24 protein-coding genes are annotated in these 22,444 nt (G+C 68.7%); 15 read left to right on the top strand and 9 right to left on the bottom strand.

Annotation, left to right across the window (positions count from 1 at the left end; genetic code table 11):
- Positions 1–145: 145 nt before the first annotated feature.
- The 8 genes from A5790_RS14015 to mnmA all read left to right on the top strand — a co-directional run bounded on the left by A5790_RS14015 (position 146) and on the right by mnmA (position 7,584).
- Positions 146–937, top strand: a complete 792-nt coding sequence (locus tag A5790_RS14015; protein ID WP_064398495.1) for an electron transfer flavoprotein subunit beta/FixA family protein — start codon at positions 146–148, stop codon at positions 935–937.
- Positions 938–982: 45 nt separating this feature from the next.
- Complete coding sequence (locus tag A5790_RS14010; RefSeq protein ID WP_066845056.1) at positions 983–1,939, top strand: electron transfer flavoprotein subunit alpha/FixB family protein; 957 nt, start codon at positions 983–985, stop codon at positions 1,937–1,939.
- 159 nt (positions 1,940–2,098) lie between these two features.
- Positions 2,099–2,842 carry an SDR family oxidoreductase gene (locus A5790_RS14005; RefSeq protein WP_066845173.1) on the top strand — a complete coding sequence of 248 codons (744 nt, stop codon included), beginning with the start codon at positions 2,099–2,101 and terminating at the stop codon, positions 2,840–2,842.
- Positions 2,839–3,510 carry a nitroreductase gene (locus tag A5790_RS14000; RefSeq protein WP_066845054.1) on the top strand — a complete coding sequence of 224 codons (672 nt, stop codon included), beginning with the start codon at positions 2,839–2,841 and terminating at the stop codon, positions 3,508–3,510. The genes A5790_RS14005 and A5790_RS14000 overlap by 4 nt, the downstream gene beginning before the upstream one ends.
- A gap of 90 nt (positions 3,511–3,600) precedes the next feature.
- Positions 3,601–4,449, top strand: coding sequence for a GNAT family N-acetyltransferase (locus tag A5790_RS13995; protein ID WP_066845171.1), 849 nt, complete (start codon positions 3,601–3,603; stop codon positions 4,447–4,449).
- Positions 4,446–5,276 carry a 1-acyl-sn-glycerol-3-phosphate acyltransferase gene (locus A5790_RS13990; RefSeq protein WP_066845051.1) on the top strand — a complete coding sequence of 277 codons (831 nt, stop codon included), beginning with the start codon at positions 4,446–4,448 and terminating at the stop codon, positions 5,274–5,276. Before A5790_RS13995 ends, A5790_RS13990 begins: the two co-directional genes overlap by 4 nt.
- A 44-nt stretch (positions 5,277–5,320) precedes the next feature.
- Complete coding sequence (locus A5790_RS13985) at positions 5,321–6,517, top strand: cysteine desulfurase family protein (protein WP_066845048.1); 1,197 nt, start codon at positions 5,321–5,323, stop codon at positions 6,515–6,517.
- Positions 6,517–7,584, top strand: a complete 1,068-nt coding sequence (gene mnmA, locus A5790_RS13980; RefSeq protein ID WP_066845045.1) for a tRNA 2-thiouridine(34) synthase MnmA — start codon at positions 6,517–6,519, stop codon at positions 7,582–7,584. The genes A5790_RS13985 and mnmA overlap by 1 nt, the downstream gene beginning before the upstream one ends.
- On the opposite strand, the gene A5790_RS13975 is transcribed toward mnmA, so the two are convergent.
- The gene (locus A5790_RS13975) at positions 7,585–8,229 is read right to left on the bottom strand and encodes a sensor domain-containing protein (protein WP_066845042.1); all 645 of its coding nucleotides are present in this window, start codon (positions 8,227–8,229) and stop codon (positions 7,585–7,587) included. It lies immediately after the preceding gene.
- A 60-nt stretch (positions 8,230–8,289) separates the two neighbouring features.
- Between A5790_RS13975 and A5790_RS13970 the strand changes: the two genes are divergently transcribed.
- Together A5790_RS13970 and A5790_RS13965 are read left to right on the top strand one after the other, a co-directional pair.
- Complete coding sequence (locus A5790_RS13970) at positions 8,290–9,300, top strand: methionine synthase (protein WP_066845039.1); 1,011 nt, start codon at positions 8,290–8,292, stop codon at positions 9,298–9,300.
- Positions 9,301–9,639: 339 nt separating this feature from the next.
- The gene (locus A5790_RS13965; RefSeq protein WP_066845036.1) at positions 9,640–10,533 is read left to right on the top strand and encodes a hypothetical protein; all 894 of its coding nucleotides are present in this window, start codon (positions 9,640–9,642) and stop codon (positions 10,531–10,533) included.
- Here A5790_RS13965 and A5790_RS13960 read toward each other — a convergent pair whose 3' ends face one another.
- Entirely contained in the window at positions 10,534–12,138 is a 1,605-nt protein-coding gene (locus A5790_RS13960) for a 4-coumarate--CoA ligase family protein (protein ID WP_066845033.1), read from the bottom strand.
- Between the two features lie 38 nt (positions 12,139–12,176).
- The gene (locus A5790_RS13955; RefSeq protein ID WP_066845030.1) at positions 12,177–12,581 is read right to left on the bottom strand and encodes an MmcQ/YjbR family DNA-binding protein; all 405 of its coding nucleotides are present in this window, start codon (positions 12,579–12,581) and stop codon (positions 12,177–12,179) included.
- A gap of 79 nt (positions 12,582–12,660) precedes the next feature.
- On the opposite strand from A5790_RS13955, the gene ligA reads away from it, so the two are divergent.
- Both ligA and A5790_RS13945 read left to right on the top strand, forming a co-directional pair.
- Positions 12,661–14,745: an NAD-dependent DNA ligase LigA gene (ligA, locus tag A5790_RS13950; protein ID WP_156656400.1), complete on the top strand. Its 2,085-nt coding sequence runs from the start codon at positions 12,661–12,663 to the stop codon at positions 14,743–14,745.
- 79 nt (positions 14,746–14,824) lie between these two features.
- The gene (locus A5790_RS13945; RefSeq protein WP_064416829.1) at positions 14,825–15,079 is read left to right on the top strand and encodes a hypothetical protein; all 255 of its coding nucleotides are present in this window, start codon (positions 14,825–14,827) and stop codon (positions 15,077–15,079) included.
- Positions 15,080–15,083: 4 nt separating this feature from the next.
- On the opposite strand, the gene A5790_RS13940 is transcribed toward A5790_RS13945, so the two are convergent.
- The 6 genes from A5790_RS13940 to A5790_RS13915 form a co-directional block, all read right to left on the bottom strand.
- Positions 15,084–16,661, bottom strand: a complete 1,578-nt coding sequence (locus A5790_RS13940) for a polyamine aminopropyltransferase (RefSeq protein WP_066845023.1) — start codon at positions 16,659–16,661, stop codon at positions 15,084–15,086.
- Positions 16,658–17,113, bottom strand: coding sequence for a DUF350 domain-containing protein (locus tag A5790_RS13935; protein WP_066845020.1), 456 nt, complete (start codon positions 17,111–17,113; stop codon positions 16,658–16,660). The genes A5790_RS13940 and A5790_RS13935 overlap by 4 nt, the downstream gene beginning before the upstream one ends.
- 36 nt (positions 17,114–17,149) lie before the next feature.
- Complete coding sequence (locus tag A5790_RS13930; protein ID WP_066845167.1) at positions 17,150–17,584, bottom strand: DUF4247 domain-containing protein; 435 nt, start codon at positions 17,582–17,584, stop codon at positions 17,150–17,152.
- Positions 17,581–18,084 carry a DUF2617 family protein gene (locus A5790_RS13925; protein WP_066845169.1) on the bottom strand — a complete coding sequence of 168 codons (504 nt, stop codon included), beginning with the start codon at positions 18,082–18,084 and terminating at the stop codon, positions 17,581–17,583. Before A5790_RS13925 ends, A5790_RS13930 begins: the two co-directional genes overlap by 4 nt.
- Positions 18,063–18,707 (bottom strand): DUF4178 domain-containing protein, encoded by a 645-nt coding sequence (locus A5790_RS13920; RefSeq protein ID WP_066845019.1) that lies wholly within the window; start codon positions 18,705–18,707, stop codon positions 18,063–18,065. The genes A5790_RS13925 and A5790_RS13920 overlap by 22 nt, the downstream gene beginning before the upstream one ends.
- Positions 18,708–18,786: 79 nt before the next feature.
- On the bottom strand, positions 18,787–19,443 hold the full coding sequence (locus tag A5790_RS13915; RefSeq protein ID WP_066845165.1) for an amino acid-binding protein: 657 nt from the start codon (positions 19,441–19,443) through the stop codon (positions 18,787–18,789).
- An 80-nt stretch (positions 19,444–19,523) separates the two neighbouring features.
- On the opposite strand from A5790_RS13915, the gene gatC reads away from it, so the two are divergent.
- The 3 genes from gatC to A5790_RS13900 all read left to right on the top strand — a co-directional run bounded on the left by gatC (position 19,524) and on the right by A5790_RS13900 (position 22,423).
- A complete protein-coding gene (gene gatC, locus A5790_RS13910; RefSeq protein WP_064398527.1) occupies positions 19,524–19,823 on the top strand; it encodes an Asp-tRNA(Asn)/Glu-tRNA(Gln) amidotransferase subunit GatC in 300 nt (99 codons plus the stop codon).
- 14 nt (positions 19,824–19,837) lie between these two features.
- A complete protein-coding gene (gene gatA, locus A5790_RS13905; RefSeq protein ID WP_066845017.1) occupies positions 19,838–21,301 on the top strand; it encodes an Asp-tRNA(Asn)/Glu-tRNA(Gln) amidotransferase subunit GatA in 1,464 nt (487 codons plus the stop codon).
- A gap of 90 nt (positions 21,302–21,391) precedes the next feature.
- Entirely contained in the window at positions 21,392–22,423 is a 1,032-nt protein-coding gene (locus A5790_RS13900; protein ID WP_066845015.1) for an ATP-dependent 6-phosphofructokinase, read from the top strand.
- The last annotated feature ends 21 nt before the right edge of the window (positions 22,424–22,444 follow it).

The following is a 22,444-nucleotide window of genomic DNA, read 5'->3' as shown; positions in this document are numbered from 1 at the left end:
TACGTGCTGCTAGAACACGAACTTCGACCCGCTACAGTGTTCCTGCGAACCGCCACAAGTTACCCGCGAGTAACATGGTGGTTGTTGCTCAAAGCGTGTTATGCGGGCCGATCATCGGTCCCTTCGAGGAGGACGAACCAGACTCATGACGAACATCGTGGTCCTGATCAAACAGGTCCCTGACACCTGGTCGGAGCGCAAGCTCACCGACGGCGACTTCACTCTCGACCGCGAGGCCGCCGACGCGGTGCTCGACGAGATCAACGAGCGCGCCGTCGAAGAGGCGCTGCTCATCAAGGAGAGGGAAGGCGGCGACAGCACTGTGACGGTGCTGACGGCCGGCCCCGAGCGCGCGACCGAGGCGATCCGCAAGGCGCTGTCGATGGGTGCCGACAAGGCCGTGCACCTCGTCGACGAGGGCATGCACGGCTCGGACATGGTCCAGACCGGATGGGCCCTGGCACGTGCGCTGGGCACCATCGAGGGCACCGAGCTGGTCATCGCCGGCAACGAGGCCACCGACGGCACCGGCGGCGCGGTCCCCGCGATCATCGCCGAGTACCTGGGCCTGCCGCAGCTGACGCATCTGCGCAAGGTGACCGTCGAGGACGGCAAGGTCAGCGGCGAGCGGGAGACCGACGACGGCGTGTTCTTCGTCGAGGCTCCGCTGCCCGCCGTGGTCAGCGTCAACGAGAAGATCAACGAGCCTCGCTTCCCGTCCTTCAAGGGCATCATGGCCGCCAAGAAGAAGGAAGTCACCAAGCTCACGCTCGCCGAGATCGGTGTCGAGGCCGATGAGGTCGGTCTCGCCAACGCCGGGTCCAAGGTGCTGTCGTCGACGCCGAAGCCGCCGAAGACCGCCGGCGAGAAGGTCACCGACGAAGGCGATGGCGGAACCAAGATCGCCGAGTACCTGGTCGCCCAGAAAATCATCTAGGCCCCAGACCGAGACTGCGAAGAACAAGAGACGAGAGAAGAACTCATGGCTGAAGTACTCGTGCTCGTTGAGCACGCCGAAGGTGCACTGAAGAAGGTCACCTCGGAGTTGATCACCGCGGCTCGCAAGCTCGGCGAGCCCTCGGCCGTCGTCGTCGGCGCGCCGGGCACCGCAGAACCGCTCACCGACGGCCTGAAGGCCGCGGGCGCGGCCAAGATCTACGTCGCCGAGTCCGACGACGCGGAGAACTACCTGATCACCCCGCAGGTCGACGTGCTGGCATCGCTGGTCGAGTCGGCTTCGCCCGCCGGTGTTCTGCTGTCGGCCAACGCCGACGGCAAGGAGATCGCCGGCCGGTTGGCGGCCCGCACCGGTTCCGGTGTACTCACCGACGTCGTCGACGTCCAGGAGGGTGGCAAGGCCGTCCACTCGATCTTCGGTGGTGCATTCACCGTCGAGGCCGAGTCCACTGGTGAGGTTCCGGTCATCACGCTGCGCGCAGGAGCCATCGACGCTGAACCCGCCGACGGTGCGGGCGAGGTCGTCAACGTCGAGGTGCCCGGCCAGGCCGAGAACGCGACGAAGATCACCAAGCGCGAACCCGCCGTCGCGGGTGACCGCCCGGAGCTCACCGAGGCGACGGTTGTCGTCTCGGGTGGCCGCGGTGTGGGCAGCGCGGAGAACTTCAACGTGGTCGAGGAGCTGGCGGACTCGCTCGGCGGCGCTGTCGGCGCGTCCCGTGCCGCCGTCGACTCCGGCTACTACCCGGGCCAGTTCCAGGTGGGCCAGACCGGTAAGACGGTGTCGCCGCAGCTGTACATCGCCCTGGGCATCTCCGGCGCGATTCAGCACCGCGCGGGCATGCAGACGTCCAAGACGATCATCGCGGTGAACAAGGACGAAGAGGCGCCGATCTTCGAGATCGCCGACCTCGGCATCGTCGGCGACCTGTTCAAGGTCACACCGCAGCTGACCGAGGCGGTCAAGGCTCGCAAGGGCTGAGTTTCCGCGCGACAGGCCCCCGGACGCTGTCCGGGGGCCTTTTGCATGCCGTCCCGAGGGCGTACGAGGGTGAGCGCTCGGACTACGGACTTTCAAGGGCTCGATCGCCGTCACCCGAGTGCCAGTCTTTTCGTGACAGGCACGACGAAAGGTTCCGAGATGAAGATCACCGTGTTCGGCGCGACCGGACTCATCGGCTCGAAGGTGGTATCGATCCTCACCGCGGACGGCCACGAGGTGGTCGCCGCGGCGCGCTCCACCGGATTGGACGTTTTGACCGGCGCCGGGGTGGCCGAAGCGGTCGCCGGCGCGGATGTGGTGATCGACGTGACCAACTCGCCGTCGTTCGAGGACGACGCGGTCATGGACTTCTTCACGAGGTCGACGACGAATCTGGTGGGTGCCGCGACGGCCGCGCGGGTGGGTCACGTCGTGGCGCTGTCGATCGTCGGCGCCGACGGGCTTCCCGAAAGCGGTTATCTGCGTGCGAACGTCGCGCAGGAACGCATCATCAAAGACTCCGGACTGCCGTTCAGCATCGTGCGCGCCACGCAGTTCCACGAATTCGCCGAGGCGATCACCGAATCGCTGAGCGGCAACGGCGAAGTGCGAGCGCCCGATGCGCTGATCCAGCCGATTGCAGCCGATGAGGTCGCCGCCGAGGTGGCCCGGACAGCCGTGGCGACCCCGAGCAACGGTCACGTCGATATCGGCGGGCCCGACAAGATGCCGTTCGCCGAGCTCGCGGGTGCGGTGCTGGCCGCACGCGGCGACGAGCGGCCGGTCGTGGTCACCACCGAGGCGACGTACTTCGGCACTCCGCTCGACGAGCGGAGCCTGGTCACCGGCGACGGCGCCGTCATCGCCGCGACGCACTTCACGGATTGGCTGGCACGACGATGACCTCGGCGGCGCCCGAGAGCGACCTGGACCGGGCTGTTCGCGAGCGGCACTGCACACGGAAGTTCCTGCCCGACAAGCCCGTACCGCGCGTACTCCTCGACGAGGCATTGGAGCTGGCGATGCGTGCACCGTCGAACTCCAATATCCAACCCTGGCGGCTGTTCCTGGCCACCGGCGCGCGCCGCGACCAACTCGTCGAATCATTGCTGGACCGCGCGTCCGCCGGTTTTCCCGCGACCATGGGGATTCCGGAGAGCTTCGCACCGCTGCGGCAGGAGTTGGGCGCGTTGGTCTACGGCTCGATGGGTGTGGCCCGTCACGACGCCGAGGGGCGACGTCTCGCACAGCTGCGCAACTTCGAGTTCTTCGGCGCCCCAGTGGCGGGAGTGGTCTGCATGCACCGCGATCTCGGACACGCCGACAGCCTCGCGGTCGGGATGTTCCTGCAGACGCTGGTGCTTGCGCTGACCGAACGCGGTCTCGACACGTGCGTGCAGGTTTCGGTTGCGCACTTCTCCGAGGTGCTGCGCGAACAGCTGGACATCCCCGCAGAACTGCGGGTGTTGTGCGGACTCGCGATCGGGTACGCCGACCCGAACTTTCCGGCCAACCACGTGCGCACACCCCGCAACGCGGTAGCCGACAACGTCGTGCTGCTCGGCGACTGACGCCTCGCCGGGGCAATTCGTCACCTGGCGCTCATCGACACGTCACGCCTGCGATGCCGCCCGGAGATGCGGCTGGGCGAGCGTGCAGCCATGAGCACTGCTTCTGTACTCATCGCCCCCGAGGAGACCGACGGCGGCCGGACCGGGTCCGCAGGTCCCGCGCCGCGCTACACCCTGCTGCTGACGACGGATGCCACGCTCATCGAAGCGGCGCAGTGGCTGCGCCACGACGTGTTCACCGCCGAGCCCGGATTCACGCTGACCGGTTCCGCCGACGGCCGGGACGCCGACCGCTTCGACGAGCACTGCGACCACCTGCTGGTACGCGAGGACGTCACCGGCGAACTCGTCGGCTGCTATCGAATGCTGCCACCCGCGGGCGCCGTCGCTGCCGGAAGCCTCTACAGCGCAACCGAATTCGACGTGCGTGCGTTCGACCCGCTGCGGCCGGGCCTGGTCGAGATGGGCCGGGCTGTGGTGCGAGCGGATCACCGCAGCGGAGCCGTCGTGCTGCTGATGTGGGCCGGGATCCTGGCGTACCTCGACCGCTGCGGGTACGACTACGTCACCGGTTGCGTGTCGGTGCCCGTCCACGGCCCCGACGGTTACCCGCCGGGCGCACAGATCCGCGGGGTCCGCGACTTCGTCCGTCGCCGCCACGCCGCACCGGCGCTCTATACCGTGCACCCGTACCGGCCGGTGACCGTCGGCGGGAAGGGCCTCGACGACATCGAGCCGCCGGAGAGGCTCGTCGTACCACCGTTGATGCGCGGCTACCTGCGACTCGGCGCGCAGGTGTGCGGCAAACCCGCCCACGATCCCGATTTCGGCATTGGCGATTTCCCGGCGTTGCTCGACAAGCGCCGGGCCGACACGCGCTACCTGCGCAGGCTGCGGTCTGTCGAGGCCGCCGCCCTGGCCGGCGGGATCGCGCCGTGAGCACCCTCGGCACCTGGGTGCCGAAGGCGTCGTGCGATGCGAGCTGCGTCGGCGCAGACGCCGCGCGGTCTGGGCCACGGGTGATCGTGACCTGCCGCGCCGCGGTACGGGTCACCTCCGCCCTGCTGCTCCTGCTGGTGGCGCCGATGCTGGCCGTCCCCGCACCCGGCCGATCCCATCTGCAGCGCGGCTACTGCCGGTTGCTGCTGTACTGCCTTGGTGTGCGGACCAGGGTTTCCGGGGGCCCGATCCGCAACCTGAGCGGCGTTCTGGTGGTCAGCGGCCACATTTCCTGGGTGGACGTCTTCGTGGTCGGCTCGGTGCTGCCAGGCCGGTTCGTCGCCAAGTCCGAGCTCGTCAGCTGGCCGGGCCTCGGACTGCTGGCTCGGCTGCTGAAGGTGATCCCGATCGAGCGGTCGGACCTGCGGCGCCTGCCCGACGTGGTGGGCGCCGTCACCCGCAATCTGAGTGCGGGCCGTACCGTGATCGCGTTTCCGGAGGGCACCACCTACTGCGGACTGGCGTACGGCCGCTTCCGCCCCGCCATGTTCCAGGGCGCCATCGACGCCGGCAGGCCGGTCCAGCCGTTGCGTTTGGCGTATCACCACGCCGACGGCGCCACCTCCACCGTCGCCGCCTATGTGGGCGATGACACACTGCTCGACTCGATCCGGCGACTGGTCACGACGAGGCGCACGGTCGCGCGGGTGCACGTCGAGTCGCTGCAGCTACCCGGAACCGACCGCCGCGACCTGGCCAATCGCTGTGAGACGGCGGTGCGGGGCGACATCACCAAACACCCGTCCGGTCACGCGCTCGTGGCCTGAGCGGATCGGGGGAGTCCCGGCTCGACGGCTATTCTGGACGGGTTATGACCTCGGATCAGCCGGTCTACCTCGATCACGCCGCCACCACCCCGATGCACCCCGCTGCCATCGAGGCGATGACGGCCGCGATGGCGACGGTCGGCAACGCGTCGTCGTTGCACGGCACGGGCCGCACGGCCCGGCGGCGGATGGAGGAGTCGCGCGAGACGCTGGCCAATCTGCTGGGCGCCCGCCCGTCGGAGGTGATCTTCACCGCGGGCGGCACCGAGAGCGACAACCTTGCGGTCAAAGGCATCTTCTGGGCCCGCCGCGACGCCGATCCGCGCCGCAGGCGGATCGTGACCACGCCGGTCGAGCACCACGCCGTGCTGGATTCGGTCGAGTGGTGCGTCGAGCACGAGGGCGCCGAGGTGACCTGGCTGCCCGTCGAGAAGGACGGTTCGGTCACGCATGCGGCGCTGCGACAGGCGCTGCAGGACCACGACGACGTGGCTGTGGTGTCGGTGATGTGGGCCAACAACGAGGTCGGGACGATCATGCCGATCGCCGAGCTCGCCGCTGTGGCAGCAGAATTCGACGTGCCGATGCACAGCGACGCCGTTCAGGCCGTCGGCCACATTCCGGTCGACTTCGCAGCGAGTGGGCTTTCGGCGATGAGCATCGCGGCGCACAAGTTCGGCGGCCCCACCGGGATCGGTGCGCTGCTGCTGCGCCGCGACACGGCCTGCGTCCCGCTGTTGCACGGCGGAGGCCAGGAGCGCGACGTCCGCTCCGGCACACCGTATGTGGCGGGAGCAGTCGCGATGGCCGCAGCGGCGAGAGCCGCGGTCGACGGGCTCGAGACCAACGGTGCGCGGGTGTCGGCGCTTCGTGACCGCTTGATCGAAGGCGTGTTGGCTGCCATCGACGACGTCGAGGTGAACGGCGCTACGGGTGCCGCTCGGCTGCCCGGCAACTGCCACTTCACCTTCCGCGGCTGCGAGGGCGACTCGCTGCTGATGTTGTTGGACGCCAAGGGTATCGAGTGTTCGACCGGTTCGGCCTGCACGGCAGGCGTCGCGCAGCCCTCACACGTGCTGATCGCGATGGGTGCCGACCCGGCGAGTGCGCGGGGTTCGCTGCGACTCTCGTTGGGGCACATCAGCAGTGAGGACGACGTCGATGCCGCGCTCGCGGTGCTGCCCGCCGCCGTCGAACGGGCCCGGCAGGCGGCGCTGGCAAGTTCGGGAGTGGTCGAGTAGTGCGGGTACTCGTGGCGATGAGCGGCGGCGTGGACTCCTCGGTCGCCGCCGCCAGGATGGTCGACGCCGGACATGACGTCGTCGGTGTTCACCTGGCACTGTCACCGTCTCCTGGCACACTGCGCACCGGATCGCGCGGCTGTTGTTCGAAAGAAGACGCCGGTGACGCGCGACGGGTCGCCGATATCCTCGACATCCCGTTCTACGTTTGGGATTTCGCCGACCGGTTCAAAGAGGACGTCATCGACGACTTCGTGTCGTCATACGCTCGCGGGGAGACCCCGAACCCTTGTGTGCGCTGCAATGAACGGATCAAGTTCTCCGCGTTGGCCGCCCGCGCGCTGGCGTTGGGATTCGACGCCGTGGCCACCGGACACTATGCCCGGCTGTCGGACGGTCGACTGCGGCGCGCGGTCGACGCCGCCAAAGACCAGTCCTACGTGCTCGCGGTGCTGACCGCCGAGCAACTGCGGCATGCGGTGTTCCCGGTCGGCGACACCCCGAAGCCGCAGATCCGCGAGGAGGCTGCGCGTCGCGGTCTCGCGGTCGCCGAGAAACCAGACAGCCACGACATCTGCTTCATTCCCTCCGGTGACACCCGCGCGTTCCTCGGGGCCAAGATCGGTGTGCGACGCGGTTCGGTCGTCGACGGTGCAGGGACGGTGCTCGCCGAACACGACGGCGTGCACGGGTTCACGGTGGGTCAGCGCAAGGGTCTGGGCATCGCCGGGCCGGGCCCGGACGGACAGCCGCGCTATGTGACGGGGATCGACCCGCAGACCGCGACCGTGCGGGTCGGTGGCGCCGAAGACCTCGACGTGTGGACCTTGACCGGTGAGCGGCCGATCTTCACCACCGGTGTCGCGCCTGCGGGCCCGATCGAATGCCAGGTGCAGGTCCGCGCGCACGGCGGTGTCGCAGACGGCGTGGCCGAACTGCGCGGCGGCCGGCTGGTCGTCGAGCTGCGCGCGCCCCTGCGCGGCGTGGCTCCCGGCCAGACGATGGTGCTGTACCGCCCCGACCCGGCGGGCGACGAAGTGCTGGGCAGCGCGACGATCACCCGATAGCTATCCGGGAACGTTGGCCAGAATGTTGGACATGACGATCTCGGGCACCGACTCGGGGAACCGGCACGCGGTCACCTCCACCAGCACGACCGACTTCACGCGGTAGTCGCGACCGCAGGCACCCGAGGGCCGGGTCTGCAGGGTGTCCGCGCCCACCCTCCACTCGCCGACGAACATCGGCCCCAAAGGCGTTGCACTGCAACCGTCGACGAGAGCGACGAGCGAGTCGAAGGCCCGCCGGGCGGTCGCGGTGTCGCGATAGGCCGCCGCGCCCTCGGAGATCAGTCCACCTTCGGGCGGGTGCTGGAACGTGGTCTTGCGGAACTCCTCGACCTCTGGTCCGAAGGTCTGGGTCTCGGCGAAGATCCATTGGCAAGGCAGGGGAGTGGTTTCGGCGAGCGGCTCGATGTCGACGGGGATCTTGCCGTCCATGGTCGGGATGATCGTGAGATCCTCACCGGCTCCGGTGATCGCACGCATCTGTGACTGGTCGAGCATGATCGTCTCGACATCGACCGGCGACAGCGATCCGTCGTCGATGCCCGGTGTCGCCCGCATCGCGTGTCCGTCGATGACCTGAGCGCACCCCGAGGTGATCGCGACCGCCACGCACCACAGCACGAGCGACCGGAGCGCTGCGGGCATGGCCTGTCCTTCCCCAACCCTTTCGGGATGAGATTAGCCCCATCGAATACTGTCAAACGAGTGAGTGCTTTCGCCGCGGCCACCGGCATCGGGTCCTGGCCCGGAACGTCGGCGCGCGAGGCCGCCGAGGTCGTCGTCGGCGAACTGCACACCTTGCCGCATCTGGTGGAACTGCCGGGCCGTGGCGTGGGTGCCGACGTGATCGGCCGGGCTGGTGCGATTCTGGTGGACATCGGTATGGACACCGTGCCCCGCGGATATCGGATCGCGGCGGGCCGCACCGCAGTGCTGAGGCGGGCGAGGAGCCTGCTCGAAGAAGACCTCGACGCGCTCGAAGAAGCCTGGGAGAAAGCAGGTTTACGTGGCGCTGGGCGCACGGTCAAGGTTCAGGCGCCGGGGCCGGTCACGTTGGCGGCGCAACTGGAGCTGGCCAACGGCCATCGCGCCCTGACCGATCGAGGCGCGGTGCGCGACCTCACCGCGTCGCTGGCCGAAGGGATCGCAGCGCACCGCGCGACTGTGGGCCGGAGGCTCGACGCGGCGGTCGTCGTTCAATTCGACGAACCGCTGTTGTTCTCCGCGCTCGAAGGCCGGCTGACCGGGGTCACCAGTTTGACGCCCGTGCATGCCGTCGACGAGGCGCAGGCCATCGGTTTGCTCGACGAATGCGTCGCCGCGGCGGACGTCCCAGTGGTCGTGCACAGCTGCGCCGCAGGTGTGCCGTGGAATGTGTTGCAGCGCAGTTCAATCGCCGCGGTTTCCGTCGACGTGTCCACACTGGCGGCCGACGACCTCGACGGCGTCGGAGAGTTCGTCGACTCGGGTCGCACGGTGGTGTTCGGCGTGGTGCCCTCGACAGCGCCGGAGACCCGTCCTTCGGTCGAGGAGATCGCCAAGGCCGCGGTGTCGCTGACCGACCGGCTCGGCTTTCCCCGATCCGTGCTCAGGGAGCGGACCGGCATCTCGCCGGCGTGCGGTCTGGCGGGCGCCACCACCGAATGGGCGCGCACCGCGATCGGATTGGCGCAGAAGGCGGCGGATGCTTTCGCCGAGGACCCCGACGCGATCTAGTCAGCGAAGCGGCCGAGGTGATACCGGTCAACCGGCTGGCAACGACCAAACCGTTGGCGTCAGCCGGCTTGGTGAGCAGTCGGTGCAGTGGCCGTGAACGCATCTGGCGGATGTGGCCCGCACTCCTCGCCGACGCCAGCGAGTCCCTGGAGACGCTGTCGCGAACCGTGGATCGCACCGTCGAGCGACCCACGGGCGCACGTCGCGGACTACGGAAAACGCGCTTCGCTGAACTATTTGCGGCGTTCCTGCCGGACACCTCGTATTACGCGGCTACCCATGCGAGAATGCTCCGCAGGCGGCGTCGATCGCCTTTGCCGAGAAGGGAATGGTGTCCGGATGAACGCGCGCCTCGCCGCAGGTGCCGGCGTGGTGTCCGTATTTCTCCTGGTGAGCGGATCGGGTGCGGTGGTCGCATACGCCCACCCCGGTGATTCGCGCGGCTCGGACCGGGGCCACAGCGCCGACCGCGGCGGCGGCCACCACAGCCGCGGGTCCGGCAACGGCAAGTACGACAACGACCGTCGCGATGGTAAGCGCACGACCGGCAGCAAACGGGGCGGGGACACCAACGGGTCCGGCGCGGCCCCGAAGTCGCGGGTCGGGTCCGGCCGAGACGGGCTCGCGCAGCCGTCGCCGGATAGCCGGCCGGGCGCTGTTATCGCCCCGGAATCGGCGGGCCGCGCCGCCGCGCCCGACGTATCGGCCAGCCGTGCGGCTGCGGCGCCCGACGTATCCGCCAGCCGTGCGGCTGCGGCGCCCGACGTATCCGCCAGCCGGTCGGCCGTCGGCGCGACGCCGCCGGCCGAAGTGCCGGTGAACACCGCGTCGTCGGCCGCCCCGGTCGCCTCCGGCGGATCCGGCGCTGCGAGTGCGCCGGCCCCCGCCTTCGAGCCGCCACAGGTGGCGTTCGGCAACGGACGCGCGCCGCACAGCCGCGACCTTCAGCCCGAAACCGATTGGCAGCCACCAGCACTGGCACCCTCAGCGCCGGTGCCCGCGCAACCGATCCCGACGACGCCGCTCTCACCGGCACCGCCCGCACCCGCTGTGTTGGACCCGGTGGCCACTCCGCCCGCGGTGGTGCGCCAGTTCGTCGTCGCGCCCGGCGCCGGGACCAGCGACCCGCTGTGGGGGCTGGCCGGGCTGCTGCTCATCCCCGTGGCGGGCGCCGCGCTAGGCTATCGGCAGGCGCGTGCGGCGCAGGCCGCCGAACGGATCGGCCGGCCCTGATCAGCCGCGCAGGTCCTTGCGCAGGATCTTGCCGGACGCAGACTTCGGCACCGCGTCGATGAACGCCACCTGGCGGACCTTCTTGTAAGGAGCCACCTCGCCGGCGACGAACTCGATCACCTGCTCCTCGCTCAGCTCGGCTCCGGATCGCTTGACCACGAACGCCTTCGGCACCTCTTCTCCGTCCGCGTCGACGACCCCGACCACGGCTGCGTCGGTGATGTCGGGATGAGTCAGCAGCACGGCCTCCAGCTCGGCGGGCGGCACCTGATAACCCTTGTACTTGATCAGCTCCTTGAGCCGGTCGACGATGTAGACACAGCCGTCGGCGTCGACCTGTGCGAGGTCACCGGTGTGCAACCAGCCCTGGTCGTCGATGGTCTCCTTGGTGGCCTTCTCGTTGCCGAGGTAACCCGCCATGACGTTGGGGCCCTTGAACAAGAGTTCGCCGGTTTCGCTGAGACCCTCTGTGGGCGGGTCGATCTCGTCACCGGTCTCGGGGTCGACGATCTTCGACGCGGCGTTCGACACCGTCCAGCCGACCGAGCTGAGCGGGGCCACCATGTTCATCTCGTGTTGGCCGCCGTCGAACGGCGTGATGTGGCTGACCGGGCTGAGCTCGCTCATGCCGTAACCCTGGATCACCCGGCAGCCCAACCGCTCGGCGACGGCGTGGCCGAGGTCGGCGTCCAAGGGGGCCGCACCCGACATCACCACATTCAACGACGACAGGTCGTACTCGTTGACCAGCGGATGCTTGGCCAGCGCCACCGCGACGGGTGGGGCGATGAACGCGATGGTGCAGGCGTGGTCCTGGATGTTGCCCAGGAAGTCGCCGAGATCGAAGCTCGGCATGATGACCAGCCGGGCCCTGGCGTGCAGTGCCGCGTTGAGCAGCACGGTCATCCCGTAGATATGGAAGAACGGCAGAACGGCCAACACGGTGTCGTCGGCGACCATGCCGTGCAGTGGCCGGATCTGGGCGACGTTGGCGACCAGGTTGCGGTGGGTGAGCATGACGCCCTTCGGGTTTCCGGTCGTTCCCGAACTGTAGGGCAACACCGCCAAGTGCGATGAGGGCGCGAAGCTCACCTCAGGCGGTGGATGGCCCGGCCCCATGAGGTCGGCGGCGTTGGGATGCCCGTCGGAGGACAGGCCGGGTCCGTCGAGCACGATGAGCCCGTCGTCGGGAATGCCGACCGCCGCGGCCGCTTCCTGGGCTTGGGCCAGCAGCGGCGACACCGTCACGAGCATCTTGGCGTTCGAGTCGGTCAACTGCTTGGCGATGTCCTTGGCGGTGAACAACGCGTTGACGGTCGTGGCCGTCGCGCCCGCGCGCAGGATGCCGTGGAATGCGACCGCGAATCCCGAACTGTTCGGTGAGAGCAGGCCGACCACATCGCCGACGCCGATCCCGCGTCCGGCGAGCGCACCGGCGAACGCGTCGACGCGCGCGATCGTTTCGCGGTAGGTGGTTTCGCGCCCCGATTTCGCGTCGACAAGCGCGACGCGGTCGAGGTCGTCTTCTGCGATATCACCGAACAAGTAGTCGTAGACGCTGGTGGACGGGATGTCGACCTCGGGGAAGGGGCTCGCAAAACTCATGGCGTCTCCGATCGAATCATGGCCTGCCTGCTACCTGTTCAGCCTTCGTCGAGCTGTTTGACGAGTTTCCTGGGCGCGGTCAATCGGAACGACGCGTCGATCAGCTCGCGTATCTCGTCCCAATCGATCTTTTTGTCTGCCGACAGGTCGAGCCCGAGCCACCCCGACGGTGCGAGGTAGGCGGGCGAGAAGAATCGGGCGTCCTGCTGCAGCGCCTGGCGTTCACTGTCGTCGACCTTGACCAGGATCGATTGCGGGTACTGGATGTAGTCGCCCTTGGTCGCCGGTCTGACGCTGCCGCCGTACATGGCGAACATCTTGGCGACGAAGAACGCGGGCCGTCCGTGCGAGACCTTCTCGTAGGCCTCGGGGAACGCCAGCGCCATGGTCCGTACCCGCGCCAGCACCGGGTCGTCGTCGCGGAACATGATCGGGTGCGGCATGGGGCCAGGGTAACGGTGCGGTGCTGTCGGGCCGCTCGGTTAGCCTGCGAAGGTGACCTCCAAGGGTGCGGAAGACGCGCTGGCCGCACAGGCCGACGACGCCCCCGACGCCGACGTGCGTCGTCGCTGGCAAGAGCTCGCCGACGAGGTGCGTGAGCACCAGTTCCGCTACTACGTGCGGGACTCGCCGATCATCACCGACGCCGAGTTCGACACGCTGCTGCGTGATCTGCAGGCCCTCGAGGAGAACCACCCCGAACTGCGGACCCCGGACTCGCCGACGCAGTTGGTCGGAGGTGCGGGCTTCTCCACCGACTTCGCCTCCGCCGAGCACCTCGAGCGGATGTTGAGCCTGGACAACGTGTTCACGCCCGACGAGCTCTCGGCATGGGCGGGCCGGCTCAAGAGTGAGCTGGGTCCCAACGTGCTGCAGGAGGCGAACTTCCTGTGCGAACTCAAGATCGACGGGGTGGCGCTGGCCCTGGTGTACCGCGACGGCCGGTTGGAGCGTGCGGCCACCCGGGGTGACGGCCGCACCGGCGAGGACGTCACGCTGAACGCCCGCACCATCGGCGACGTGCCCGAAAAGCTCACGGCGAGCGATGAATTCCCGCCGCCGAAGGTCCTCGAGGTACGCGGCGAGGTGTTCTTCCGCGTAGCCGACTTCGAGGACCTCAATGCCGGCCTGGTGGCGGACGGTAAGCCACCGTTCGCCAATCCGCGCAACAGCGCCGCGGGCTCGCTCCGGCAGAAGAACCCCGCCGTCACCGCGCGTCGCAAGCTGCGGATGATCTGCCACGGTGTGGGCCGCGCCGAAGGTTTTCGGCCCAAGACCTTGCACGACGCCTATCGCGCGCTGGCGGCCTGGGGGCTGCCGGTCTCCGAGCACACCGCCCAGGTGACGGGAATCGACGCGGTCACCGAACGCATCGCGTATTGGGGCGAGCACCGCCACGACGTCGAACACGAAATCGACGGCGTGGTGGTCAAAGTCGACGATGTCGCGTTGCAGCGCAGGCTCGGTGCGACATCGCGGGCGCCGCGGTGGGCCATCGCCTACAAGTTCCCGCCCGAGGAGGCGCAGACCAAACTGCTCGACATCAGGGTCAACGTCGGGCGCACCGGCCGGGTCACGCCATTCGCTTGGATGGAACCGGTCAAGGTGGCCGGGTCGACGGTCAGCCAGGCCACGCTGCACAACGCCTCGGAGGTCAAGCGCAAGGGCGTGCTCATCGGCGACACGGTGGTCATCCGCAAGGCGGGTGACGTGATCCCCGAGGTGCTCGGCCCGGTCGTCGATATGCGCGACGGTTCCGAGCGCGAGTTCGTGATGCCCACCCACTGCCCCGAGTGCGGAACGAAGCTCGCGCCCGCCAAGGAGGGTGACGCCGACATCCGCTGCCCCAACACCCGGTCCTGTCCGGCGCAGTTGCGCGAGCGCGTGTTTCACGTCGCCGGCCGCGGCGCGTTCGACATCGAGGGTCTGGGCTATGAGGCGGGCACCGCTCTGCTGCAGGCCGGTGTCATCACCGACGAGGGCGACCTGTTCACGCTGACCGAAGAGGACCTCCTGCGCACCGACCTGTTCACGACCAAGAACGGACAGCTCTCGGCGAACGGTAAACGCCTGCTGGCCAACCTGGACAAGGCGAAATCCCAACCGCTGTGGCGGGTGCTCGTCGCGTTGTCGATCCGGCACGTCGGGCCGACGGCGGCGCGCGCACTGGCCACCGAGTACGGCAGCCTCGACGCCGTCATGGCGGCTTCGGAGGAGGAGCTGTCGGTTGTCGAAGGCGTGGGCCCGACGATCGCGGCCGCGGTGACCGAGTGGTTCACCGTCGACTGGCACCGGGCGATCGTGGACAAATGGCGTGCCGCGGGCGTGCGGATGGCCGACGAACGCGACGCGAGCATCGACCGGACCTTGGAGGGGTTGTCGATCGTGGTCACCGGGTCGCTGGCCGGTTACTCACGTGACGAGGCCAAGGAGGCGATCGTCGCCCGCGGTGGCAAGGCGGCCGGCTCCGTGTCGAAGAAAACGGCGTACGTGGTCGCCGGTGATTCGCCGGGTTCGAAGTACGACAAGGCCGTCGAGTTGGGCGTGCCGATCCTCGACGAGGACGGGTTCGCCCGGTTGTTGCAGAACGGGCCCGACGGCGTCTGAGTCGCTGCTTGTGACTACGGCTGCGTTTGTCGGCCCCGCTCACCGGGCACTCGACTGGGCGAATCGACAAGGAGTTGTGATGGCGATCTGCGATACCTGTGGCAACGACTACGACAAGGCGTTCACCGTGACGTGGCCCGACGGCCGCAGCGCGACGTTCGACAGCGTCGAGTGCGCGGCGGTCCAACTGGCTCCAGAGTGTGCCCACTGCGGGTGCCGAATCCTCGGTCACGGTATCGAGACAGAAGAAGCGATCTTCTGTTGCGCGCACTGTGCCCGCAAGGACACCAACGCCGACGTCAACGACCGCTGGCCGGTGCCTGCGGGCGGCTGACGGGTCAGCGGTATCCACGCCGCACGTCGTCGACGACGCGCGGGTGGTCGAGCGTCGAGGGCTCCAACGACCGGGGCCGGATGTCGCCGCCGAACACGGTGGCGGCATCCAGCGTCCGCTGGTCGAGGTAGCGCAGCGGCGGGGCGTCGGCCGGGATCGTCGGCTTCGGCGCCGTCGGGCCCCGGCGCGCCAGGACGAATCCCCAGTCGCCGAATGTCGGCACGTGCACGTGATACGGGGTCACCGAGTAGCCGGCGGCACGGATCGTCGACACCGTGCGCCAGAACGCGGCCGGGGTGGAGAAGGGACTGCCCGCCTGCACGGCCAGCAGACCGTCCGGCGCCAGAACGCGACCGATCAAGGCGTAGAACTCCATTGAGTACAACCGTCCCAACGCCGGGTTGTCCGGGTCGGGCAGGTCGGCGATCACCGCGCCGAAGCCGCCGGGCTCGACGTTTCCGGGGGCCGCACGCAGCCATGTCATCGCGTCGTCGATGACCACCCGCATCCGCGGATCGTCCAGGGCGCCGGCGTTCGCGTCGCGCAACGTGGTACGCCCGACCTCGACCACGGCGGGGTCCAACTCCACCTGCACGATTGTCTCGATGTCCTCGTCTCGCAAGACTTCACGTGCCACCAGGCCGTCACCGCCACCGAGGATCAACACCGAGCGAGGGTCGCCACCGAGTGCGGGGTAGACCAGGCTCTCGGTGTAGCGGTACTCGTCGCGGGTCGAAAACTGCAGTCCGCCATCGAGATACAGCCGAACGTCGTCACCGCGCCGGGTGACGACGATCTCCTGGTACGCCGACTGCTCGTGGGCGATGATCGGATCGGCGTAGAGGCGCTGGCGGGTCGAGGTCTGAATGCCGTCGGCGCGCACCAGAAGCGTGACAAGCAGCGCCAGCGCGGCCGCCAGCACCGTCAGCGACACCGCCAGTTCGCGCGTAGTGACGATGCGTCGCAGCAGGAGCACCGCCACGACGGCCGCCGCGACGAGGTTGACGATCCCGGTGGCGGCGGCGCCCCGGATCATGCCCAGCTGCGGCAGTAGGAGAAACGGCCAGACCAACCCGCCGATCAGCGCGCCCAGGTAGTCGGCGGCGTTCAGGTTGGCCAGCACCCGACCGGTATCGGCGGCGCCCGCGGTGCGTCCGCGCTGCAGCAGGGTCATCAGCAACGGCACCTCGGCGCCGACCAGGCAGCCGATCACGGCGGTGCCGATCGCGAGCACCCACAGCGAGCCGCCAACGAAAGCGAACGCGACGTACAGTGCGGCCGCGGACAACCCGCCGACGATCGCCAGCGTCGTCTCGACGGCGATGAACGTGACCGCGGCGCGGTGCAGCAACGGCTTCACCAGCAGCGCACCGACGCCCAACGCGGCGACATAGCCCGCGACGATCAGTGACATCGCCACGATGCCCCCGCCGTGCAGGCTGGTCGACAGGGTCAGCAGCGCCAGTTCGTAGATGATGCCGCACGCCGCGCACGCCGCCACGGCCGCGAACAACACCGCGCGCCACCGCCGGACCGATCCGGCCAGCCGCGGTGCGGGTGCGTCGTGTTCGGTCGCCGTCATGACAGCGCGGCGGCGTTCACCCCTCCCACGGCGAGCAGCGTCACGCCGGTCGCGATGGCGGCCGGGTGCAGCCGCTCCTCGGTGATCAGGTCGCGGAAACGCCCGGGCACCACCACTTCCAACACGATCAGCGCCAGTCCTTGCAGCACAACGCCGACGAGGCCGTACACCGCCGCGTCGACGAGCCCCTGGCCCAGTTCGTTGGAACTGGCCACGATCGCCGAGATCACCACGATGGCCAGGGCTGCATACATTCCCGATGCGACCGCGACGGCGTTGGGCCGCCGCTCGACGAACACCAACCGACGCAGGTTCCCCGGGGTCAGCACGTCGGCCATGGCGAATCCGGCTGCCAGGACGCCGACACCCACCAGGAAGTACAGGATCGCTGCGACCACATTCTGGGCGAGGCTCTCGCCGCTGATGCTGCCGAATTCGACCGCCAGATTCATGGGGTTCTCCTTACCTGATTGGCTCTGGTGCGCGCGTCATTTCGTTCCGCCCGGGCCGCCGGAGCTACCGCCCGCGCCCCCGGCCGGTGCACCGGGGAAGAACCCCGGCCCGAGGAAGATGAAGGCGCCCCCGCTGTATCTGCTGCCGCGAACGTCCTCGACCCGGATCGTGCATGGTCGGTTGCCGTCCGGCCCGATGATCACGATGTCGTCGTCATAGCGCAGGTACTCGATGCCGCGATCGGTGGCCCGCGCCTCGGGAGCCCGATAGTCGGCAAGACGGTCGGCCACTTCGCTGGGCGACCCGCTGCACTCGTAGCTGCTGGCCTCCGAACCGTGCGAGTGCGCGGCGTAGTTCTCGGCCACATATGTACGAATGTCGCGGTTCTGCAACGAGATACCGAGAACCAGGCATGCGATCCCCGCCACGGCCAGCCCGCCGGCCAGCCAGAACAACGCGGTTCTGCTCACGGTCGCCACCGACTGCGGGTGTAGACGACGGTGCCGCCCGCGGCTCGGTCGGGGTACAGATGCCATGTCCGCCAGCGCCATCCGGGCCCGTCCGGTTCGGCGGCCAGCGCGGTCAGTGCGGCGTCGTCACCCGGGAAAGCACCACCGAGCCAGCCACGCTCGCGCTCACAACTGACCCGCAGCATCTGCGCGAGCCTGCGAAACTCCGCCTCGCCACACGCTTCCGTCCGAGACTCGATCCGGTATCCGGGCGCTTCGGCGCGGCCCGGAAGCTCGGCATCCGTGCGCGCGGTGCACGAAACCTCTTCGGAGAAAGTGTGTTCGGATTGCTCTACGGTGACCACGTGCGACGCACCGAGCACGCCGAGCGCCAGCGCGCCGTCGGCGGGATGGGGCAGCGAGCACGCCGCCAGCGGCGTCGGTACGCACGCATTCAACGCCAGCCGAAGTCTCCTGCCGGACACATCGGCCGGAGTCACTACCAGTCGGTGAAAGGGCACGGTTTCCATTCGCTGGGCGGCGGCGCGGGGTAGACCGTCAGCTCGCCGGCCCGCACGGGCTTGCCGGTCGACACTTCCCACGGCATGTCGGGCGCCCAGCGTTCGAACCCGAGAAGCGATGTCTCGTCGGCGTTCGCGTAGTCGACGAACTCCATCTCCCCACCCGCGGGCAGTCCGGTGGTGCCTTCGGTGGTGAACGACGCGCTGCCGCGTTCGGTCTCGCGATAGGCGATTCCGTCGACGGCGAGTTCGCCGCCCGGCTGCAGTGCCGCATCCTTGCGTCGTGTCCACATCACCAACTCGAGTCGGCCCTCGTCCTCCTCGACGCTGAACCACAGCGGCTCCGAATCGGAATCACCTTCCAGCAGGTGCTCCCACCAGACGAACGGGCCTTGGCGCAACGTCACCGAGCCGCGGACCACGTAGTCGATGCCGCCGTGGGAGACGATTGCGCCGGGTCCGAGTTGGCGCGGGCCGAACTGCGGCATGGTGGCGGCGAACTTGAGCGGATCTTCCCGCGTGGTCGGGGTCTTCGGCGTCTTCGGCCGCTGAAGTGCCTTCACCAGCACGACGATCGCCGCGATGAGCAGGATGGCGGCCAGCACGATCAGCAGCGTTTCCACGCGAAACCTTCCGGTCGACGTTGAGCGGTGCGGTTGATGGGATTGCGGCCAACCGTAACAGCCGCCCGGCCGCGTGGACTCAGCGCAGAATCGTGGCGACGATGCCCGCCAAATAACCCAATCTGGCGACCTCGGACGGCCGGAACTGCGGCCCGCCGGGGCGGCCCAGCACCACCGCGGTGCGCGGATCGCCGAGCGGGGCGGCGGCCAGGGTGGTCCCCATATCGCGCCAGACCTGGGGCACCCACGCGGCGTCGCCGTCGAGGGCCTCGGCCCGGTTGAGTGGTAGCCACGGGATTTCTGCCGCCTGCGTCTCGGGGGCGCCCGGGCTGCCGACGACACGTTGCGGCCCGCCGTCGGTCAGGTGCATCACGGTGGCCCAACCCACCCGCAACACCCGAGGCGCTTCGTCGGCCAGGACCTGCAACTTGTCCTTGCGGTGCGCCGCCGCGATGTGGTCGATGAGCTCGAGTTCGCGATGCGCCTCGAGCAGGCCGGTGTGCGGCCGGACCGAGTCGACGTAGACACCCTTGATCTGTTCGGCGGCGGTGATCAGCATGTCCGGCATGGCGCCGGCGGGCAGTTCGACCACGAGATCGTCGACGGCGTAGCCGGCCGAACGTTCAACCACGTCGAGCGACAGAATGTCGGCGCCCACCGACCCGAGCGCCACGGCAAGGGAGCCGAGGCTGCCGGGCCGGTCCTCTAGCTGGACCCGCAGCAGGTACGTAGGCACGCGCAACACTTTTGCACAGCGGGAGGGCGCGGGCATTCCGGCCTCGGCGGGCGCAACGGCGATGACTAGGCTTGCTTGTCGTGTCGCAGATCTCCCGAGACGAGGTAGCCCATCTGGCGCGTCTGGCCCGCCTCGCCCTGACCGAAGACGAGCTGGACAGCTATGCCGGGCAGTTGGACGCCATCCTCGGTCACGTCAGCCAAATTCAGTCCGTCGACGTCGAAGGGGTCAAACCGACCGGGAACCCGCTCACCGACGTCAACGTATTCCGGCCGGACACGGTCGAGCCGTGCCTGACGCAGGAGGAGGCGCTTGACCAGGCGCCCAAGGCGGCCGAGGGCCGGTTCGCGGTGCCGCGGATCCTGGGGGAGGCGCAGTGAGCGATCTCACCCGGATGGACGCCGCGACGCTGGGGCGACAGATCGCCGCCAAAGAGCTGTCGTCGACGGAGGTCACCCAGGCGCACCTGGACCAGATCGCGGCGACCGACGACCGCTACCACGCGTTCCTGCACGTCGCGGAGGAGCGGGCGCTGGAGGCTGCGGCGCGCGTCGATGCGGCCGTCGCGGCCGGAGAAGATCTGCCCTCGCCGCTGGCCGGGGTGCCGGTGGCGCTCAAGGACGTGTTCACCACCACCGACATGCCGACGACCTGCGGATCGAAGATCCTCGAGGGCTGGACGTCGCCCTATGACGCGACCGTCACCATGCGGCTACGCGCGGCCGGCCTGCCCATCCTCGGCAAGACCAACATGGACGAGTTCGCGATGGGTTCGTCCACAGAGAACTCCGCGTACGGGCCGACGCGCAACCCATGGGACGTCGAGCGCGTCCCTGGAGGCTCCGGCGGCGGGAGCGCCGCGGCGCTGGCGGCGTTTCAAGCGCCGTTGGCCATCGGTACCGACACCGGCGGCTCGATCCGCCAGCCGGCCGCGCTGACCGCCACGGTCGGCGTGAAACCGACCTACGGAACCGTCTCCCGCTACGGGCTCGTCGCGTGCGCGTCCTCGCTCGACCAGGGCGGCCCGTGCGCGCGCACCGTCCTCGACACCGCACTGCTGCACCAGGTGATCGCCGGGCACGACGCGAAGGACTCCACCTCGGTCCACGCGACGGTGCCCGACGTCGTCGGCGCCGCACGGGCGGGGGCGGCGGGTGACCTGGCGGGCGTGCGGATCGGTGTGGTCAAGCAGTTGCGCGGCGACGGCTACCAGCCCGGTGTACTGGAGTCGTTCAACGCCGCCGTCGAACAGCTGACCGCGCTGGGCGCCGAGGTCAGCGAGGTGGACTGCCCGCACTTCGACTACTCGCTACCGGCCTACTACCTGATCCTTCCGTCGGAGGTCTCGAGCAACCTCGCGCGCTTCGACGCGATGCGCTTCGGGATGCGCGTCGGTGACGACGGCACGCACAGCGCCGAGGAAGTCATGGCGTTGACCCGCGCCGCCGGCTTCGGCCCGGAAGTCAAGCGCCGCATCATGATTGGTACCTATGCGCTGTCGGCGGGGTACTACGACGCGTATTACAACCAGGCGCAGAAGGTGCGCACGCTGATCGCGCGCGATCTCGACGAGGCCTACGAGAAGGTCGACGTGCTGATCTCGCCGACGACGCCGACCACGGCATTCCCGTTGGGGGAGAAGGTCGACGACCCGCTGGCGATGTACCTGTTCGACCTGTGCACGCTGCCGTTGAACCTGGCGGGCCACTGCGGAATGTCGGTGCCTTCGGCGCTGTCACCCGACGACAAGCTGCCCGTCGGACTGCAGATCATGGCGCCCGCGCTGGCCGACGACCGGTTGTACCGCGTTGGTGCGGCCTACGAGGCGGCGCGCGGTCCGCTGTCGACGGCGGTTTAGGCGCCGCCAGCGCACGTTTGTTGGACGCAAACGCCGACAGAGGGCGCAAACATTCGCGCGCTCGGGGAGGATCTCGGGGAGGATGTAGCCATGCGGATCGGAGTGCTGACCGGTGGCGGTGACTGTCCCGGACTGAATGCGGTCATTCGGGCCGTGGTGCGCACGTGCGACGTGCGCTACGGCTCGTCGGTCGTCGGATTCCAGGACGGCTGGCGCGGTCTGCTGGAGAACCGTCGCATCCAACTGGCCAACGACGACCGCAACGACCGGTTGCTGGCCAAGGGCGGCACGATGCTCGGCACCGCCCGCGTGCATCCGGAGAAACTGCGCGCCGGGCTCGACCAGATCAAGCAGACGCTCGACGACAACGGCATCGACGTTCTGATCCCGATCGGCGGCGAGGGCACGCTCACCGCCGCGCACTGGCTCTCCGAGGAGAACGTTCCCGTCGTCGGCGTGCCGAAGACCATCGACAACGACATCGACTGCACCGATGTCACGTTCGGACATGACACCGCGCTCGGGGTGGCCAGCGAGGCCATCGACCGCTTGCACAGCACTGCGGAGTCACACCAGCGCGTGATGCTCGTCGAGGTGATGGGCCGCCACGCGGGCTGGATCGCGTTGAATTCGGGGTTGGCGTCCGGTGCGCACATGACGCTGATCCCCGAACAGCCCTTCGACGTCGAAGAGGTTTGCCGACTGATCAAACAGCGCTTCGTGCGCGGTGATTCGCACTTCATCTGCGTGGTGGCAGAAGGCGCGAAGCCGGCCGAGGGGTCGATGCAACTGCGGCAGGGCGGACTCGACGAGTTCGGCCACGAGCGTTTCACCGGCGTCGCACAGCAGCTCGCCTTCGAGGTGGAGAAGCGAATCAACAAAGAGGTGCGGGTGACGGTTCTGGGCCACGTGCAGCGCGGCGGCACGCCGACGCCCTTTGACCGCGTGCTGGCCACCCGCTTCGGTGTCAACGCCGCCGATGCCGCACACGCGGGCGAGTACGGGATGATGGTGTCGCTTCGCGGCCAGGAGATCGGCCGCGTCTCGCTCGCCGACGCCACCCGCCAGCTGAAGCTCGTCCCGCAGAGCCGGTACGACGACGCCGCGGAGTTCTTCGGCTGAGCCCGCTTACTAAGATCGGCG

The organism is Mycobacterium sp. 852002-51152_SCH6134967, assembly GCF_001667105.1.
Lineage (GTDB): Bacteria > Actinomycetota > Actinomycetes > Mycobacteriales > Mycobacteriaceae > Mycobacterium > Mycobacterium neumannii_A.
The sequence above is the reverse complement of the archived record's forward strand: the minus strand, read 5'-3'. Positions and strand labels throughout refer to the sequence as shown.